The sequence below is a fragment of the Mycolicibacterium fluoranthenivorans genome, from assembly GCF_011758805.1.
In the GTDB taxonomy this organism is placed as follows: domain Bacteria; phylum Actinomycetota; class Actinomycetes; order Mycobacteriales; family Mycobacteriaceae; genus Mycobacterium; species Mycobacterium fluoranthenivorans.
Genome location: NZ_JAANOW010000001.1, coordinates 206,832 through 224,539 on the forward strand (window position 1 = coordinate 206,832; position 17,708 = coordinate 224,539).

18 protein-coding genes are annotated in these 17,708 nt (G+C 66.3%); 12 read left to right on the forward strand and 6 right to left on the reverse strand.

What is annotated here, in order from left to right; all coding sequences use genetic code 11:
• Positions 1 to 76 precede the first annotated feature (76 nt).
• The 5 genes from FHU31_RS01040 to FHU31_RS01060 all read right to left on the reverse strand — a co-directional run bounded on the left by FHU31_RS01040 (position 77) and on the right by FHU31_RS01060 (position 4,615).
• The gene (locus tag FHU31_RS01040; RefSeq protein ID WP_167154784.1) at positions 77 to 973 is read right to left on the reverse strand and encodes an Rv0045c family esterase; all 897 of its coding nucleotides are present in this window, start codon (positions 971 to 973) and stop codon (positions 77 to 79) included.
• A gap of 45 nt (positions 974 to 1,018) precedes the next feature.
• Positions 1,019 to 2,107, reverse strand: a complete 1,089-nt coding sequence (locus tag FHU31_RS01045) for an inositol-3-phosphate synthase (protein WP_167154787.1) — start codon at positions 2,105 to 2,107, stop codon at positions 1,019 to 1,021.
• Between the two features lie 53 nt (positions 2,108 to 2,160).
• Positions 2,161 to 2,709: a PadR family transcriptional regulator gene (locus FHU31_RS01050; RefSeq protein WP_090359479.1), complete on the reverse strand. Its 549-nt coding sequence runs from the start codon at positions 2,707 to 2,709 to the stop codon at positions 2,161 to 2,163.
• Positions 2,710 to 2,853: 144 nt separating this feature from the next.
• Positions 2,854 to 3,720, reverse strand: coding sequence for a DUF1707 SHOCT-like domain-containing protein (locus FHU31_RS01055; RefSeq protein WP_167154790.1), 867 nt, complete (start codon positions 3,718 to 3,720; stop codon positions 2,854 to 2,856).
• Positions 3,721 to 3,757: 37 nt separating this feature from the next.
• Entirely contained in the window at positions 3,758 to 4,615 is an 858-nt protein-coding gene (locus FHU31_RS01060; protein WP_167154793.1) for a DUF1707 SHOCT-like domain-containing protein, read from the reverse strand.
• 101 nt (positions 4,616 to 4,716) lie between these two features.
• Here FHU31_RS01060 and FHU31_RS01065 point away from each other — a divergent pair, with 101 nt between their 5' ends.
• The 12 genes from FHU31_RS01065 (at position 4,717) to FHU31_RS01120 (ending at position 17,065) form a co-directional block, all read left to right on the forward strand.
• Positions 4,717 to 5,148 (forward strand): DUF5318 family protein, encoded by a 432-nt coding sequence (locus FHU31_RS01065; protein ID WP_090359708.1) that lies wholly within the window; start codon positions 4,717 to 4,719, stop codon positions 5,146 to 5,148.
• Positions 5,141 to 7,534 (forward strand): transglycosylase domain-containing protein, encoded by a 2,394-nt coding sequence (locus tag FHU31_RS01070; protein WP_263988130.1) that lies wholly within the window; start codon positions 5,141 to 5,143, stop codon positions 7,532 to 7,534. Before FHU31_RS01065 ends, FHU31_RS01070 begins: the two co-directional genes overlap by 8 nt.
• Positions 7,531 to 9,168, forward strand: a complete 1,638-nt coding sequence (locus FHU31_RS01075) for a glycosyltransferase family 87 protein (RefSeq protein ID WP_167154799.1) — start codon at positions 7,531 to 7,533, stop codon at positions 9,166 to 9,168. The genes FHU31_RS01070 and FHU31_RS01075 overlap by 4 nt, the downstream gene beginning before the upstream one ends.
• Before the next feature lie 189 nt (positions 9,169 to 9,357).
• Positions 9,358 to 9,648 (forward strand): 30S ribosomal protein S6, encoded by a 291-nt coding sequence (gene rpsF / locus FHU31_RS01080; protein WP_018603055.1) that lies wholly within the window; start codon positions 9,358 to 9,360, stop codon positions 9,646 to 9,648.
• A gap of 79 nt (positions 9,649 to 9,727) precedes the next feature.
• Entirely contained in the window at positions 9,728 to 10,231 is a 504-nt protein-coding gene (locus tag FHU31_RS01085) for a single-stranded DNA-binding protein (protein WP_090359468.1), read from the forward strand.
• 36 nt (positions 10,232 to 10,267) lie between these two features.
• On the forward strand, positions 10,268 to 10,534 hold the full coding sequence (rpsR, locus tag FHU31_RS01090; RefSeq protein ID WP_090359466.1) for a 30S ribosomal protein S18: 267 nt from the start codon (positions 10,268 to 10,270) through the stop codon (positions 10,532 to 10,534).
• A gap of 15 nt (positions 10,535 to 10,549) precedes the next feature.
• On the forward strand, positions 10,550 to 11,002 hold the full coding sequence (gene rplI, locus FHU31_RS01095) for a 50S ribosomal protein L9 (RefSeq protein ID WP_167154802.1): 453 nt from the start codon (positions 10,550 to 10,552) through the stop codon (positions 11,000 to 11,002).
• A gap of 503 nt (positions 11,003 to 11,505) precedes the next feature.
• Positions 11,506 to 12,885 (forward strand): replicative DNA helicase, encoded by a 1,380-nt coding sequence (gene dnaB, locus FHU31_RS01100; protein WP_090359462.1) that lies wholly within the window; start codon positions 11,506 to 11,508, stop codon positions 12,883 to 12,885.
• 79 nt (positions 12,886 to 12,964) lie between these two features.
• Positions 12,965 to 13,159, forward strand: coding sequence for a VOC family protein (locus FHU31_RS01105; protein WP_167154805.1), 195 nt, complete (start codon positions 12,965 to 12,967; stop codon positions 13,157 to 13,159).
• Between the two features lie 538 nt (positions 13,160 to 13,697).
• The gene (locus tag FHU31_RS01110; RefSeq protein WP_167154808.1) at positions 13,698 to 14,810 is read left to right on the forward strand and encodes a VldE C-terminal domain-containing protein; all 1,113 of its coding nucleotides are present in this window, start codon (positions 13,698 to 13,700) and stop codon (positions 14,808 to 14,810) included.
• 46 nt (positions 14,811 to 14,856) lie between these two features.
• Positions 14,857 to 15,372, forward strand: a complete 516-nt coding sequence (locus tag FHU31_RS01115) for a DUF4262 domain-containing protein (protein ID WP_167154811.1) — start codon at positions 14,857 to 14,859, stop codon at positions 15,370 to 15,372.
• Between the two features lie 79 nt (positions 15,373 to 15,451).
• Positions 15,452 to 17,065, forward strand: a complete 1,614-nt coding sequence (locus FHU31_RS01120) for an arylsulfatase (protein ID WP_167154813.1) — start codon at positions 15,452 to 15,454, stop codon at positions 17,063 to 17,065.
• 170 nt (positions 17,066 to 17,235) lie between these two features.
• Here the strand turns inward: FHU31_RS01120 and FHU31_RS01125 are convergent, their stop codons facing one another.
• Positions 17,236 to 17,508 carry a hypothetical protein gene (locus tag FHU31_RS01125; protein ID WP_227456369.1) on the reverse strand — a complete coding sequence of 91 codons (273 nt, stop codon included), beginning with the start codon at positions 17,506 to 17,508 and terminating at the stop codon, positions 17,236 to 17,238.
• Positions 17,509 to 17,708 lie beyond the last annotated feature (200 nt).

Below are 17,708 nucleotides of genomic sequence, written 5' to 3' on the forward strand. Positions count from 1 at the left end.
GGGCTGGGCGGCCGGTGGTGGCGAACCTACGTGAACCTGGCAATCAGCTGGTAAACGCCTGGCAAACGTCTCGGGGTCAGCCCAGCACATCCTTGAGCAGTGCGACCAGGGCCGCGGGCTGATCGCCCTGCACGGAATGTCCCGCGCCGTCGACGACGTGCGTGCGCCGGAAGCCCGGGGCGGTGCGGGCGAAGGTCGCGGCGTCCTCGTCGTTGACGAAGAACGAGTTGGCACCTCGGATGAGCGTGGTGGGCATGCTGATGGCCGGTACGTCATCCCACAGGCCGCTGAACCCGTCGCCCTTGCGGAACGAGTCGTAACGCCACGTCCAGGAGCCGTCGTCGAGCTGTTTGGCGTTGTGGAATACCCCGCGCCGCAACGAGTTCCGGTCCCGGTGTGGTGCTGCGGCGACGGTGGCCTCCAGGATGGCCTCGAAGGTGGGAAAGGTCCGGTTCTCCTGAACCAGTGCGACGGTGCCCATCTGAGCCTTGGTCATCTCGGTGTGCCGCTCGGGAGCGGACGGTGTCACGTCGACGAGGACGAGCTCGGGCACCAGCGTGGGTTCGGTCGCCGCGATACGCAGCGCCGTCAGCCCGCCCAGCGACATGCCGACCACGAGCCGGGTGTCGGGGGCGTGCTCGCGCAGGATCGGCGCGATGGCCTGGGCGCCGAGCTTGGGGCCGTAATCACCGTCCGCCCGCCACGCCGAGCGGCCGTGCCCGGGCAGGTCGACGGCCAGGGCCGGTACCTCCAGCCCGAGGATGACGGTGTCCCAGGTGTGCGCATTCTGTCCGCCGCCGTGCAGGAACACCACCCGGGGTGACTCGGTACCCCATTTGAGGAAGCTGACCCGGCCGGCGTCGACGCGCGTCACCGGCGGGATCACGGTGGCGCCGATCTGTGCGGCGTTCTCGTGCAAGAGGCCGAACTCGTCGAGGTCGGCCAGGTCGTCATCCGGGATCTGTGGAGTCATACCCGCAATCATTACGGGTACGACTCCACAAATCGCCGGTTGGGGCTATCCGCGGATGAAGTTCTCCAGCTCGGTGCGGGCGACATCGTCGGCCAGCTGCTTGGGCGGGCTCTTCATCAGGTAGGCCGAGGCCGGGATGATCGGGCCGCCGATACCGCGGTCCTTGGCGATCTTCGCGGCGCGCACGGCATCGATGATGATGCCGGCGGAGTTCGGCGAGTCCCACACCTCGAGCTTGTACTCCAGGTTCAGGGGCACATCGCCGAAGGCGCGGCCTTCCAGACGCACATAGGCCCACTTGCGGTCATCGAGCCACGCGACGTGGTCCGACGGGCCGATGTGCACGTTCTTGTCATCGATCTTGCCGGCCAGCGAGCCGGTCAGGTTCGACGTGACGGCCTGGGTCTTGGAGACCTTCTTGGATTCCAGGCGCTCGCGCTCGAGCATGTTCTTGAAGTCCATGTTGCCGCCGACGTTGAGCTGGTAGGTGCGGTCCAGGGTGACGCCGCGGTCCTCGAACAGCTTGGCCATCACGCGGTGGGTGATGGTGGCGCCGACCTGGCTCTTGATGTCGTCGCCGACGATCGGGACGCCGGCATCTTCGAACCTCTTGGCCCACACCGGATCCGAGGCGATGAACACGGGCAGGGCGTTGACGAACGCCACTTTGGCGTCGATGGCGCACTGGGCGTAGAACTTGTCGGCCTCGTCGGAGCCGACCGGCAGGTAGGACACCAGCACGTCGACTTTGGCGTCCTTGAGTGCCTGCACCACGTCGACGGGCTCGGTGTCGGAGATCTCGATGGTCTCGGCGTAGTACTTGCCGATGCCGTCCAGGGTCGGCCCGCGCTGCACGACGATATCCGTCGGCGGCACGTCGGCGATCTTGATGGTGTTGTTCTCCGAGGCGAAGATGGCCTCCGAGAGGTCGAATCCGACCTTCTTGGCGTCGACGTCGAACGCGGCGACGAACTTCACGTCGCGCACGTGGTACTGGCCGAACTTGACATGCATCAAGCCGGGGACTGAGGCGTTCTCGTCGGCATCCTTGTAGTACTGGACGCCCTGGACGAGTGAGGACGCGCAGTTGCCCACGCCGACGATAGCGACCCGAACTTCGTTCGACTCAGACATGTAACGCTCTCCTTCTCTTACTGAACTTCGTGCTGGATGCTGAGCAGGGCTGATCAGGGTTGTGACTCCGGGCGGCCCTGCGCCACCCGTTCGGCTGCGATCAACTCGTTGAGCCATTTCACTTCGCGCTCACTGGATTCCAGGCCCAGCTGATGCAGCTGCTTGGTGTAGCGATCGAAGGAACTGCTGGCCCGGGCGATGGCTTCCCGCAGGCCCTCGCGACGTTCCTCGACCTGGCGCCGCCGGCCTTCCAGGATCCGCATTCTGGCTTCGGCCGGGGTGCGGTTGAAGAAGGCCAGATGTACCCCGAAACCGTCGTCGGTGTAGTTCTGTGGCCCGGTGTCGGCGACCAGCTCGGTGAAGCGTTGCGTGCCCGATTCGGTGAGCTGGTAGACGCGTCGCGCCCGACGGACCTTGAGGGTGCCTTCGGGTGCCGCGTCCTCGACGATCAGGCCGTCGGCCTGCATGCGCCGCAGTGCCGGGTAGAGGGAGCCGTAGGAGAAAGCCCGGAACGCGCCCAACAGCCCGGTCAGCCGTTTGCGTAGTTCGTAGCCGTGCATGGGCGACTCGAGCAGCAGTCCGAGAATGGCGAGCTCCAGCACCGAATCACCTCCCCCTCAGAGCGAACCTTGGACGTACTTGTCAAAGTCGGACGAATGTCACGTCGACTCGACACGTCGCGCAATTGTATCGCGCCGATATATTCGGCGCTACGTGAGCCCGATATGCCGCACGACGTATCGGTGTCAGCCGGCGTAGTTGACGCGTTTGATGGTGCCGTCGCCGTTGAGCTCGATATAGCCGCTGTTGCCGAACTTCGGTGAGACGTAGACGCTGATCTCGATGGCGCCGGGCGGGGCGGTGATATCGCTGTTGGGCTCGATGCTGACGTGGGTGCTCTTCACCTCGGTGGGGTTGATGCCCACGCTCTGCGCGGCGCCCCGGATGATCCCCACCATCTTCGGGATGTCGAAGGCACCCAGGTCGACCACCCTGTCGCCGTCACTCACGCTGGTCTCGGACGGATCGTCCCAACCGCCGCGGTAGTAGTAGTTCAGCGCCCGCCGCGGCTCCTTCGGATCGGGGCGGGTCAACGAGGCGTAATCCTCGAAGATGGTGATGCTGTAGCCCTTGGTATCGCCGAACTTCTGCCGCATCTGCTCGAACAGGCCGGTGAGCCCGCCGAGTGACTGCAATTGCCTGGGCGGGGTCAGGACGGTGGCCGGGATGCCGTCGGCCTTGGCACCGGGGTCGGTGGTGAAACTCAGCGGTGAGGACGAATTGCCGTACAGGCCCCAGCCGATGGCGATGCCCAGCAACACCAGCACGGCGGCCGTCGCCACCCGCAGGCCCCAGCCCCCGCCGGCGGCGGTGCCTGCCAGGCTCCGTTCCGGTTTCAGGTTGGGCAGAGTGACCGGGGCATTGCCCACCTGGAGATCGCTGACCAGATTCTGCAGCGCGCCGAGGGTGGCGGCATTGGTGGCCGCGCTGACGCGCTCGCGGTGCTCCTCCATGGACAGCTGACCTTCGGACAGCGCGGTGTCGAGCACCTTGCACGTGTCGTTGCGGTCGGTGTCTTTGGCCCGGGTTGCTGCGCTCTGCCGTGTCGCCACGCGATGATCGTAGAAGTTCCTATGTTCTGACTGCAGGTCAGCTGGGATTCTCGAGGCGTTTCACCTTCGCGGACGGATCGAGATAGAGGTAACCGCTGGAGCCGGATTTCGTGGTGATCCTCACCAGCAGCTCGAGCCCGCCCTCGGCGGCGACGTGGTCGATATCGAGATAGCTGCTCGACACGTCGGCCGGCGCGATGTTCAGTGTCGCCGGGGCGGCGGCCAGCGCCGCGGCGGTGGCCGGAATGTCGAAGGCGGCCAGATCGGTCAGGTCGTCGCCATCGGACCGCGCCCGCTTGGACGGGTCGTCCCAGCCGCCGCGGTAGGGGTAGACCACCTTCGACTGCGCATCGGCCGGGTCGGGCCGGGCCAGCGTTGCCTGGTCGGTCCCGATGGCGAGTTCGTAGCCCATGGTGTCGCCGAACCGGGCGCGCATCGCCTCGATGACCGCACTCAGGCCTTCGACGGTGTGCAGGTCGCGCACCGGGGTGATGACGGCCGGGGGCACGGTGTCGGGTGCGACGGTCGGCGCCGGCGGCGCGAGTGCCACCGGCGATTCGGGCACCGGTGCGACCGGACCAGGGTCTGCGGCCGGGGCGTCCGCACCGCCCCAGTCGACCGCCGTGGCGAGGACGACCAGCACCGCGGCGGTGATACCGACGGCGGCCACCACCACGGTGCGCTTGGCGCGGGTGCGGGCGGGCGGGCGGTCCTGCTCGGCCGGCTGCAGATCGGCCACGAGGGCCTCCAGCTCGCCGAGGGTGGTGGCCGTCACGGCGGTCTGCACCCGGCGCCGGTGCTCCTCCCCGGAGAGCTGCCCGTCGGCCAGGGCGTTGTCCAGAAGTCGGCAGGTCGCGTCACGGTCACTGTCCTTCGCCCGTGTGCGTGCAGCCATGGCGAAGATCGTATTGCCGGGGGTGCGACAGCGCCGACGCACAGCGTTCTTCAGCGGCCGTCCTCGCTCCGCTGCCGGGGTCCCGACGTACTCTGGTGAGCGTGCGATTGCAGCGACAGGTGGTGGATTACGCGCTCCGGCGCCGATCCCTGCTGGCCGAGGTGTATTCCGGACGTACCGGGGTGACCGAGGTGTGCGACGCCAATCCCTACTTATTGCGTGCCGCCAAGTACCACGGGAAACCCAGTTCGGTGATGTGCCCGATCTGCCGCAAGGAGCAGCTCACCTTGGTGTCCTGGGTCTTCGGTGACCATCTCGGTCCGGTGTCGGGCTCTGCCCGCACCGCCGAGGAGCTGGTGCTGTTGGCGACGCGCTACGACGAATTCGCGGTACATGTGGTGGAGGTATGCCGGACCTGCAGTTGGAACCATCTGGTCAAGTCCTATGTGCTCGGCGCGCCGCGGTCGCCGAAGGCCCCCAAGGCGCCCCGCACTCGAACGGCGCGTTCCGGCGCGCGTACGGCCAGTGAATAGCGAAGGGCGCCATACGAGGTCAGCGGGTGATGCCGAACGCGAGCACACCGCTGCACCGGGCGCACACCGCCGGGCGAACGTACCGCCCGATGACCGTCAGACCACTCTGTTGCCGCCCGTGCGCAACACCACCGAGGCGCACCTGCGTGACCCGATCGATGTCGTCAAGGCCGCGTTGGACGGCGCACCGCCGCGCAAACCACCGCCGCCGGCACCCCCCCGTCCGCCCGCGGGCGGACCTCCGCCCGGCCCGCCGAAGGCAACGCGCGGCCGCTTCCAGTGGAAGTGGGTGCGCCGCGCCGTCTATCTCGGGCTGGTGCTGTTCCTCGTCCTGCCGTTCGTCACGTTCGCGATGGCCTATCTCATCGTCGACGTGCCCAAACCCGGTGACATCCGCACCGCGCAGGTGTCGACGATCCTGGCCAGTGACGGCAGCGAGCTGGCGAGAATCGTTCCGCCCGAGGGCAACCGCAATGACGTCAGCATCAATCAGATCCCGGTGCACGTCCGCGATGCGGTGATGGCCGCCGAGGACCGCGACTTCTACAGCAACCCGGGCTTCTCGCTGTCGGGCTTCGCGCGCGCCTTCAAGAACAACATCTTCGGCGGTGACCTGCAGGGCGGTTCGACCATCACCCAGCAGTACGTCAAGAACGCCTTGGTCGGCGACGCCCGCTCCGGGGTGGGCGGTTTGGTGCGTAAGGCCAAGGAACTCGTCATCTCGACGAAGATGTCGCGGGAATGGGGCAAGGACCAGGTCCTGGAGTCCTACCTCAACATCATCTACTTCGGACGCGGGGCGTACGGCATCTCGGCCGCGGCCAAGGCGTATTTCGACAAACCCGTCGAACAACTCGATGTCGCCGAGGGCGCCCTTCTGGCGGCGCTGATCCAGCGGCCCTCCACGCTGGACCCCGCGGTGGATCCCGAGGGTGCGGCCGAGCGGTGGAACTGGGTGCTCGACGGCATGGTCGACATCGGTGCGCTGTCCAAGACCGACCGGGCCGCCCAGGTGTTCCCGCCGACGGTGCCGCCCGAGCAGGCCAGCGCGGCGAACCAGACCACCGGTCCCAACGGCTTGATCGAACGGCAGGTCACCAAGGAACTGCTGGACCTGTTCAACATCAACGAGCAGACGCTGAACACCGAGGGCCTTCAGGTCACCACGACCATCGACCCGACCGCGCAGAAGGCGGCCGAGGACGCCGTCACCAAGACGCTCGACGGGCAGATGCCCGATATGCGCGCGGCCGCGGTCTCGATCGACCCGAAGACCGGCGGCATCAAGGCCTACTACGGCGGCTCCGACGCCCAGGGTTTCGATTTCGCCCAGGCCGGTCTCCCGACGGGGTCGTCGTTCAAGGTGTTCGCTCTGGTCGCCGCGCTGCAGCAGGGTATCGGCCTGGGTTACCAGATCGACAGCTCGCCGGTGACGGTCAACGGCATCAAGATCACCAATGTCGAGGGCGAGGGTTGCGGGGTCTGCAATATCGCCGAGGCGTTGAAGCGGTCGCTCAACACCAGCTACTACCGGCTGATGCTCAAGCTCAAGAACGGGCCGCAGGACGTGGCCGACGCCGCGCACCGCGCCGGTGTCGCCGAGAGCTTCCCCGGTGTCGAACACACCTTGAGCGAGGACGGCAAGGGCGGACCGCCCAACAACGGAATCGTGCTGGGCCAGTACCAGAGCCGGGTGGTGGACATGGCCTCGGCGTATGCGACGCTCGCCGACTCGGGCGTCTACCACAAGCCGCACTTCGTCCAGAAGGTCGTCGACGCGGACGGCAAGGTCCTCTTCGATGCCTCGCAGCAGGACAACAGCGGCGAGCAGCGCATCGACAAGGCCGTGGCCGACAACGTCACCGCGGCGATGCAGCCGATCGCCGGCTGGTCCAGAGGCCACAACCTGGCCGGGGGCCGTGCCTCGGCGGCCAAGACCGGCACCAATCAGCTCGGTGACACCGGCGCCAACCGGGACGCCTGGATGGTCGGATACACGCCGTCGCTGTCGACGGCGGTGTGGGTGGGCACCACCTCGGGTACCAAGCCTCTGGTCAACGAATGGGGCGGACCGGTGTACGGGTCCGGGCTGCCGTCCGACATCTGGAAGGCCACGATGGACGGTGCACTCAAGGGCACCGACAACGAGACCTTCCCCAAGCCGACCGAGATCGGTGGCTACGCCGGCGTGCCGCAGGCACCCCCGCCGCCGCCCGTGGCGCCGGTGCCGCCCCCGCCGTCGGAGACCGTCATCCAGCCGACCTTGGAGATTGCGCCCGGTGTGACCATCCCGTGGGGTCCGCCGACCACGGTGCCGCTGGGACCGCCCCCGCCGGGTGACCCCAATGCGCCGGCGCCGCCGCCCGGCCCGCCGCCGCCACCGTGACCGAACCGGACGAGTCACAGACGGTTTCCCCGGCACCGCTGGCGCGTGATTTGCGCAGTGCCCATGACCGGGACCTGCCCAGCCGCACGGATGTGATCGGTGCGGCGCTTTCGCACACCATCGGTGGGCCGGTGGGGCGGCACGCGCTGATCGGGCGCACGCGGTTCTTCACCCCGCTGCGGGTGATGCTGGTGATCGGTGTGATCTTCCTAGCGCTGGGTTATTCGACGAAGGCCGCGTGCCTGCAGTCCACGAGTACCGGCACCGCGGCCCAGCGTGTCGCCAACTGGCAGAATCAGCGGGCTTACTACGAGTTCTGCTACTCCGACACCGTGCCGCTCTACACCGCGGAACTGTTGAACCAGGGCAAGTTTCCGTACAAGTCGAGTTGGGTGGACACCGACAGCACCGGCAAACCCAACGTCCAGTACGACGGCAGCCCGGCGATCCGCTATATGGAATATCCGGTGCTGACGGGCATCTACCAGTACCTGTCCATGACGCTGGCCAAGACGTATTCGGCTCTGACGAAGCTGGTTTCGTTGCCGTTGGTGGCCGAGGTGGTGATGTTCTTCAACATCTCCGCGTTCGGGTTGGGGCTGGCGTGGCTGGCGACGGTGTGGGCGACGGCCCTGCTGGCCGGACGGCGGATCTGGGATGCGGCGTTGGTCGCGGCCTCACCGCTGGTGATCTTCCAGATCTTCACCAACTTCGACGCATTGGCCGCCGCATGTGCGGCCGGCGCGATGCTGGCGTGGGCGCGCCGAAAACCCGCTGTGGCCGGTGTGCTCATCGGTGTCGGGGTGGCGCTCAAGCTCTACCCGTTGCTGCTGCTGGTGCCGCTGGTGATCCTGGCGCTGCGCACCGGGCGGTGGCGGGCCACGGGAACCACGGCACTGACCGCGGTGGCTACCTGGATCGTGGTGAATCTGCCTGTCCTGCTGCTGTTCCCACGCGGCTGGTCGGAATTCTTCCGGCTCAACACCCGCCGCGGTGACGACATGGATTCGCTGTACAACGTGGTGAAGTCGTTCACCGGGTGGCGTGGCTTCGATCCCGATCTCGGGTTCTGGGAGCCGCCCTCGGTCACGAATGCGGTGACAGCGGTCTTGTTCGTCGTGTGTTGTGCGGGGATCGCGTACGTCGCGCTGACCGCACCGCACCGGCCGCGGGTGGCGCAACTGGCCTTCCTGGTGGTCGCCGCCTTCCTGCTGACCAACAAGGTGTGGAGCCCGCAGTACTCGCTGTGGCTGGTGCCGCTGGCCGTCCTCGCCCTGCCGCACCGGCGAATCCTGTTGGCGTGGATGACGATCGATGCGCTGGTGTGGATACCGCGAATGTTGTTCCTCTACGGGGAGCAGAACCGCGGGTTACCGGAGCAGTGGTTCACTGCGACGGTGTTGCTGCGCGATATCGCGGTGTTCGCGTTGATCGCGTTGGTGATCCGCCAGATCTACCGGCCCGAGTTGGACCTGGTGCGCCATCACGGCACCATCGACGACCCGTCGGGCGGAGTGTTCGACGGGGCGCCCGACGCCTTCCCGAAGTGGCTGCCCGAGCGGCTGCGACCGCGCCAGGTTCTGGTGGGGCCCGAGCCTGCCTCGGATGCCGAGATGGCCGACGCCGCCCGCTGACGCGAGTTCCGACGTTTCGGCGGTTCATGCGTCGCGATAGCCACCAAAACGTCGGGAACGAGGGCTGGGTATCGCGCGATTTCGCAGATCAGCGGCCTGCCTGTAGCCTGGTCAGGTTGCCGACGCAGGCGACCCTCCTGCCACGGACACGCCGTGGCCGCAACGACCATAGGAGGTGATGGGTTTCTCATGCGTCCATACGAAATCATGGTCATTCTTGACCCCACTCTCGACGAGCGCACCGTAGCTCCGTCGCTGGAGACGTTCCTGAACGTCATCCGCAAGGATGGCGGTTCCGTCGACAAGGTCGACATCTGGGGCCGTCGCCGGCTGGCCTACGAGATCGCCAAGCACGCCGAGGGCATCTACGCCGTCGTCGACGTCAAGGCCGAGCCGGCCACGGTGTCCGAGCTGGACCGCCAGCTCAACCTGAATGAGTCCGTGCTGCGGACCAAGGTGATGCGGACCGACAAGCACTAGGCCGATACACGCCGCCCATGTCGGGTGCGTTGCGTAGGCTCGCGCCCAACATAGGCTGCCCACTGCCCAGGAGGACCTCGTGGCTGGTGACACTGTCATCACCGTTATCGGAAACCTGACCGCCGACCCGGAACTGCGGTTCACGCCGTCCGGAGCGGCCGTCGCCAACTTCACGGTGGCGTCCACTCCCCGGACGTTCGACCGTCAGACGAATGAGTGGAAGGACGGCGAAGCGCTGTTCCTCCGCTGCAACATCTGGCGGGAGGCGGCCGAGAACGTGGCCGAAAGCCTCACCCGGGGGTCGCGGGTCATCGTCTCCGGCCGGCTCAAGCAGCGGTCCTTCGAAACCCGCGAGGGCGAGAAGCGCACCGTCGTCGAGCTCGAGGTCGATGAGATCGGCCCCTCGCTGCGCTATGCGACGGCCAAGGTCAACAAGGCCAGCCGCGGTGGCGGTGGCGGCGGCGGTGGTGGATTCGGCGGCGGATCGAGTCAGCCGCGCAGTGCGGAGCCGAAGGACGATCCGTGGGGCAGTGCTCCCGCGGCGGGCTCCTACAGCGGCGCTGACGAAGAACCGCCCTTCTGACATACACAGACGAACATTTGAGAAAGAGATAGACCCATGGCCAAATCCGGTAGTACCAAGCGGCGGCCGGCACCCGAAAAGCCGGTCAAGACCCGCAAGTGCGTGTTCTGCTCCAAGAAGGGCAAGGGGCAGGACATCAACTACAAGGACACCGCGCTGCTGCGCACCTACATCAGCGAGCGCGGCAAGATCCGTGCCCGCCGGGTGACCGGCAACTGCGTCCAGCACCAGCGCGACGTTGCCGTCGCCGTGAAGAACGCCCGTGAGGTGGCTCTGCTGCCGTTCGGTTCGTCGACGCGGTAAGGGAGAAACCACATCATGAAGCTGATTCTCACCGCAGAAGTTGACCACCTGGGTGTCGCCGGCGACGCCGTCGAGGTCAAGGACGGCTACGGCCGTAACTACCTGCTCCCGCGCGGGCTGGCCATCGTGGCCTCCCGTGGCGCCGAGCGTCAGGCCGACGAGATCCGTCGTGCCCGCGAAACCAAGGAGATCCGCGGCGTCGAGCACGCCAACGAGCTCAAGCAGGCCATCGAGGCCCTCGGCCCGGTCGCTCTGGCGGTCCGCGCCGGCGAGGGCGGCAAGCTGTTCGGTTCGGTGACCCAGGCCTCCGTGGTCGCGGCCATCAAGAAGGCCGGCGGCCCGAACCTGGACAAGCGCACCGTCGACCTGCCCAAGGCGCACATCAAAGCGGTCGGGACGCACCCGGTCGGAGTGCGGCTGCACACGGGCGTGACCGTGTCGGTCCCGCTCAACGTCGTCGCCGAGTAGGCTCGGTACTCCTCACGTACCTCTGCAACGCCCGGGTGGAAAGCTCAGAGCTTCCGCCCGGGCGTTGCTGTGTCTCCAGCGAACGCAACTCCAGTTATGGCCTCAGCAACGGAAACTGTCTGTTAACCTCTTCGGCGCTTCGGCGCAATGCAACACGCCCGACCCGGCAACCACGGCCGACACGCCGGGTGACTTTGCATCCACAAGTTGAGACACTTTGGCGGTAGCGTTGACCTGCAGGTTGTTCGGCTACCGATGAGTTAATCCACAAGTTCTCCCCACCCGCTCAACACGGTTGTCCAAGGCTGTCCACACGCCATCCACACCTTCATCCACAGGCTCGGTTGCACCGGCCACAGCAACGTCTAATGTTGGCCCGTCGCCAGGCAGTGGCGCCGAACCCCGACTGGCTTTGGCTGGACTTGTCGGGGGCGCGTCCTATTGTCATGACGACTATCGCCGAACGTATGTTCGGTCACATAACGAAGGGGGAGGGACGCTTAGTGGCAGTCGTGAACGACCTCGGTCATCACGGTATGGACGAGCCGCCCAGGGAGGATTTCGGCCGTCAGCCCCCGCAGGACATGGCCGCCGAGCAGGCGGTCCTCGGCGGCATGTTGCTGAGCAAGGACGCCATCGCCGACGTGCTGGAGCGCATGCAGCCCGGTGACTTCTATCGGCCCGCGCACCAAGACGTCGCGACAGTCATCCTCGATCTCTACGACCGCGGTGAGCCCGCGGACGCCGTGACCGTCGCCGCGGAGCTGGACCGGCGCGGGCAGCTGCGCCGCATCGGTGGCGCCCCGTATCTGCACACCCTCATCTCCACCGTGCCCACCGCGGCCAACGCCGGCTTCTACGCCGGCATCGTGGCCGAGAAGGCGCTGCTGCGCAGGCTGGTGGAGGCCGGTACCCGCGTCGTGCAGTACGGCTACGCCGGAGCCGACGGCGCCGATGTGCACGACATCGTCGACCGCGCCCAGGCCGAGATCTACGACGTCACCGACAAGCGCAACCAGTCCGAGGACTTCGTGCCGCTGGAGGACCTGCTGCAGCCCACGATGGACGAGATCGACGCCATCGCCTCGGCGGGGGGCATGGCCCACGGCGTGCCCACTGGATTCATCGATCTCGACGAGGTCACCAACGGTCTGCACGGCGGCCAGATGATCATCGTGGCGGCGCGTCCGGGCGTCGGGAAATCCACGCTTGGACTAGATTTTATGCGGTCCTGCTCCATCAAGCACCGGATGGCCAGCGTCATCTTCTCGCTGGAAATGAGCAAGTCCGAGATCGTCATGCGCATGCTGTCGGCGGAGGCGAACATCAAGCTCGGTGACATGCGCTCGGGCCGGATGAACGACGATGACTGGACCCGGCTTGCGCGCCGGATGAGTGAGATCAGTGAAGCGCCGCTCTACATCGACGATTCGCCGAACCTCACCATGATGGAGATCCGGGCGAAAGCGCGACGGCTCAAGAAGAAAGCCGATCTGCGACTGATCGTCGTGGACTACATGCAGCTGATGAGCTCGGGCAAGAAATACGAATCACGCCAGCAGGAAGTTTCGGACTTCTCCCGAAGCCTCAAGCTGATGGCCAAGGAACTCCACGTACCCGTGGTGGCGATCAGCCAGCTCAACCGTGGTCCGGAGCAGCGCACCGACAAGCGCCCGCAGGTGTCTGACCTTCGTGAGTCGGGATCGCTGGAGCAGGACGCTGACATGATCATCCTGTTGCACCGCCCGGATGCGATCGACCGGGACGACCCGCGCGGTGGCGAGGCCGATCTGATCCTGGGCAAGCACCGGAACGGGCCGACGGCGAATATCACTGTGGCGCACCAGCTGCACTTGTCGCGGTTCACGAACATGGCGCGGTAGAAGCCACACGTCGTCGTGTGGCTTCTCGAGTTTGATGTTCCATTCTCAAGTTGAAGGTTGATCCGATGTCCGATTGGACATGAAAGTGAGAATCTTCGGCTTTCTGCATTCCCAGGACAAGGACCGAGACGCAGCTCGCCTGATCGTTGCGGGCGCCGCGGAACTGGGCCGGCACACTGCCGGTCCGGATGTCGGGTGCATGGTGCTGGCCGATCCGGACGGCAACGTGTTCTGCGGGGCCGGCGCCATAACGGCCTCGCCTTGGTGGCGCTAAGAGGTTGCGGAGCCAAGAGTTCCCCCAGGGCGGATCCCTCAAGCCGACAACGATTCTGCGCCCTGACGTGTAGCGGCGAACGCTCAATCGCGTGGGCATTGGATGGACGCAAGGGAAAGTCGCGATCTCCATGAACCTTGGAAGTCAGTCCCTGACCAGGGAGCGACGACGCTCTGCTGGTAGGCCATGAGGTAGTTACTGGGCGGATTCTCGTAGGAGGTCCGGTTCGGAGGAGGCTGCTCATGTCGGTGCTAGAGGTTGCGCTTGATCCGTCCACGGTGATCGTCGCGGTGGATCCTGGCAAGGCGTTCAATCGGGTGTGGATCAGCAACGGGTCCGGTCTGCTCGCTGATCCGATGTCGTTATCGGTCTCGCGAGAGGGCGTCGCACAGCGGCCACCAATGCCGCCACCCTCGGCGCGCTGCAGAAGACTGTCAGCGCGACAGCTAGACATCGTCGAGCACAGTTCGTAGCCTGTCCCGGGACATCGACAGCCGGGCTAGGCCGCACCATGACCGAAGGATCGTGACAAATCCGCATGACTGGGATTCGCGATCGCCTTCGACGGGCGATGTGCGGCGCCGGATCGGCGCTCCTGGTGACGGCCGCGGCGATGGGCGCCGCGCATGCCGAACCTGCGGACGACGCGTTGGCCAAGCTCGATGAGCTTTCTGCGCAGGCGGTGCGCAGCCGGGAGGCCGTCACCACGGCTCAGCGCGACGCCGACGCTGCCCAGGCTCAACAGGCCGCAGCTGAGGACCGCCAGCGCGCCGACCTCACGGCATTGGAGGCAGCGGACACCCGGCTGGGGCCGCATCAGATGGCCGTCGATCGCCTGGCCGCGATGACCTACATGGGCGGTGGTCACAGTCAAATGACTGCAGCGCTCACGGCGTCATCGCCGCAACGTCTCATCGACGGGCTCTCGCTGCAACACACGATGGAAGCCACCGCCACCGATCAGCTGAGGGCTTACCGCGAAACGCGCGAGCGCGCCGCTGCCGCCGCCTTGGTCTCACAGCGCTCGGCCGCAGACGCGCGCACCGCGGCGGAGCGAGCTGCCGCAGTACGCGCGGACCTGCAAACCGCACTGCAGGATCTGCTGCGCCGTATCGCCGCAGCGGAAGCACAGTACGCCCTGTTGACTCCGCAGCAGCAAGCGGTGATCGAGAGCGCTGTTGCACCGCCACTGCCGCCGGAAACGCCGCCTGCGCAGGATCCCGCGATCGTCGCGATGCCAGACCTGCCGGCGGGCGACCTGGCTCCGCCGCCCCCGGCTGCCATCCCAGACGATCCCGCCGCACTGCCCATGGGTGTCGCGAATGAGATTGGCCTACAACCCAATACCGTCCTTGCTGCCCGAATGATCAGCGCGCACTTCCCCCAGATCGCGACCATCGACGGGGTACGGCCGGACTCGAAGCCGTGGCATCCGCGCGGTCTCGCGATCGACATCATGATTCCCCACCCGGAGAGCCCGGAAGGTATCGCGCTCGGCGACCAGATCCGCGCGTTCGTACTGGCCAACGGACCTTCGTTCGGGTTACAGGACGTGATCTGGCGGGGTGTCTATTCCACGCCGGCCGGGCCCCAGGCGACGGGATACGGTCACTTCGACCACGTACACATCACCACGACACCGCGCGGCTGATCGATCGTCGGACCGAGCCCCCGCACACATGTCGGAGGGTGCGCGCATGCTGGCGGCATCCACAACGAAAGGGGCCGCGATGTGCTGGAAATGCGACAACCCGGACGGCACCACGGAGCAGTACCTGGACCACCTGCGCGCGACAATTCAGGACCACGGGTGGGCTGTTCAATACGTCGAGAGTGACAAGCGACCGTTGGCGTACACGGTGGGACTACACAGTCGCGGTCTTCCAGAACTGTTGATGACCGGGCTGCCCGCAAACGTCTCCTGTCGAGTGCTCAACTCGATCGCGCACATGATCGTCGACGACGGCGTCGAGCTTGCCCCGGCAATGCACATCGACTATGAAGATCGATTCCTCATCGAGGTGGCTCAGGTGGAGCACCCGGATATCCATATGAGGTTCGCCGTCGAGCTCTTTGGTCGTGATTTCCCTGCATTGCAATTGGTATGGGCTGACGAACGGGGATGCTTCCCGTGGGCCCCGGGGTGGGGCCATGGACGTCGTCGGCAACCCGTCCTAGGACGACGTGCCAAGTGGCCGAACTCAGCCGCCTGAACCACGGCTCACGACCACGAATGCGGACCAGGGCTGAATAGGGGCGGGTCTTGGCTGGGCCGTGACAGGATGCTTCAGCGTGACTCGTCCCAACTTCCTGGTCATCGTGGCCGACGACCTCGGATTCTCCGACATCGGCGCTTTCGGCGGCGAAATCAATACTCCGAACCTGGATCGTCTGGCCCACACGGGCATCAGGCTCACCGATTTCCATTCCGCTCCGGCCTGTTCGCCGACGAGGGCGATGCTGCTGACCGGAACCGATCACCACGTCGCCGGAATCGGCACGATGCTCGAGATGGCCGCCCCCGAATTCCGCGGCGCCCCCGGCTACGAGGGGTATCTGAACGACCGGGTCGTGGCGCTGCCGGAACTGCTGCGCGACGCCGGTTACCAGACGCTGATGGCGGGCAAGTGGCATCTGGGCGCCACGATCGACAGGTCGCCGTGGGCAAGGGGATTCGACCGCTCCTTCGCCCTTTTGCCGGCCGGCGCCAGCCACTACGGCACCCGCGGTGGCGGCGGGCTCTCTCCCGTGCCGACGATGTTCACCGAAGACGATCAGTTCGTCACGGTCGGCGAGGACTTCTATTCATCGGATGCGTACACCGACACGCTGCTTCGGTATCTCCGCGAACGCCCCCAGGACACTGAACACCAACCCTTCTTCGCCTACCTGCCCTTCCAGGCGCCGCACTGGCCGCTGCACGCGCCGCAGGAGACCATCGCCACCTACCACGGCCGCTACGACGCCGGACCGGACGCACTGCGCGAGGAACGGCTGGCGGCGCTCACCCGGCTGGGCTTGTGCCCACCCGACGTCGAGCCGCACCCGGTGGTCGCCGACGGCGCCCCCGAATGGGCGGACATGACCGACGAGGAGCGCGCCGTTTCCGCCCGCAAGATGGAGGTCTACGCCGCCATGGTGGACAGGATGGACTGGAACATCGGGCGGGTGATCGACTACCTCGGCAGCACCGGCGAGCTCGACAACACGGTCGTCGTCTTTCTTTCGGACAACGGGGCGGAGGGGACGATCGTCGAGGCCATGCCGTTGCGCGGCCCCGAAATCGAAGCATTCGTCGCAGAGCATTGTGACAACGGCGTGGACAGCCTTGGCGGCCCCACCTCCTACGCCTGGTACGGCCCGCGCTGGGCGCAGGCCGCCACCGCGCCGTCGCGGCTGCACAAGGCCTTCACCACCGAGGGCGGAATCCGGGTGGTGGGCTTTGTCACCTGGCCGGGCTTTGCCCGGCAGGGGGAGATCGGCACCGCGTTCACCACCGTTATGGACATCGCCCCAACCGTGCTGGAGCTCGCCGGTGCCGCGCACCCCGCTACCGAGTATCGGGGCAAGGAGGTGGAGCCGATGCGCGGCCGATCGATGGTGCCCTACCTGTCCGGCGAGGCGGACGTGGTGCATGATGCCGACACTGGCACCGGGTGGGAGTTGTTCGGGCGCCGCGCAATTCGCCAGGGCGACTGGAAGGCGCTTCATCTGCCCGCGCCCTACGGCCCAGGCACCTGGCAGCTCTATGACCTCTCGCGCGATCCCGGCGAGGTCCACGACCTGGCCGCCGCCCGGCCCGACAAACTGGCCGACTTGCTCGAGCTGTGGGACCGCTACGTCGAAGAGAACGGCGTGATCCTCGGACCCGTGTCGCTCTTCGATATTGACCTTGAGGCGTACTGACCGAGACACACCCCTTTGCCCCGGCTGCGGACACCGAGGGGCATGTGACGTGAAAGGTCGGCCTGGGTGGCTACCTGCCCTGGAGCTTTGAGCGCCAGGGCTATTCGGAGGTAGCCGGACCTCATCGGAGCAAGGATCAGATCCAGGCGGCAGCCCTGATGCGGGCGCGGCTACGCCTGTCCCAAACTCGGCCGGTAATCAGCCGCCTCCGCCTCCGCAGCAAGCAATGCACCCAGTTCGCCCTCCTGCTGGGCAACAAACACACCGACCACTTGCCGGCATACCTCCGGCACGCTCACCCCACGCATATCTGCAATACGTTTCAGCCCGAGCAGCATTGACGTCGAGACGTGAAACTGCACAGCGAACTGACCGCATGAACCGTCCTCAGGCGGCAACCCCGGCCCCACCACCACGGGTTCGTCCACCTCGTACTCGCTCACCTGAGCACCCCGAGCTTGCTCAACAGCCCCACCACCAGCGCCGGCGGCCGGGGCTCGGAACTCCTCATGACTGAACAAACCCATTCCGCCCACGCTAGACCTCCCAGGATTCCCAGGCGAGATCGAGACGCCTTGTCTGCACCGGCAACACGGACAACGCGACGCTCACCGAAGGACGTGAAGCCGCCCGCAGCGAGCAT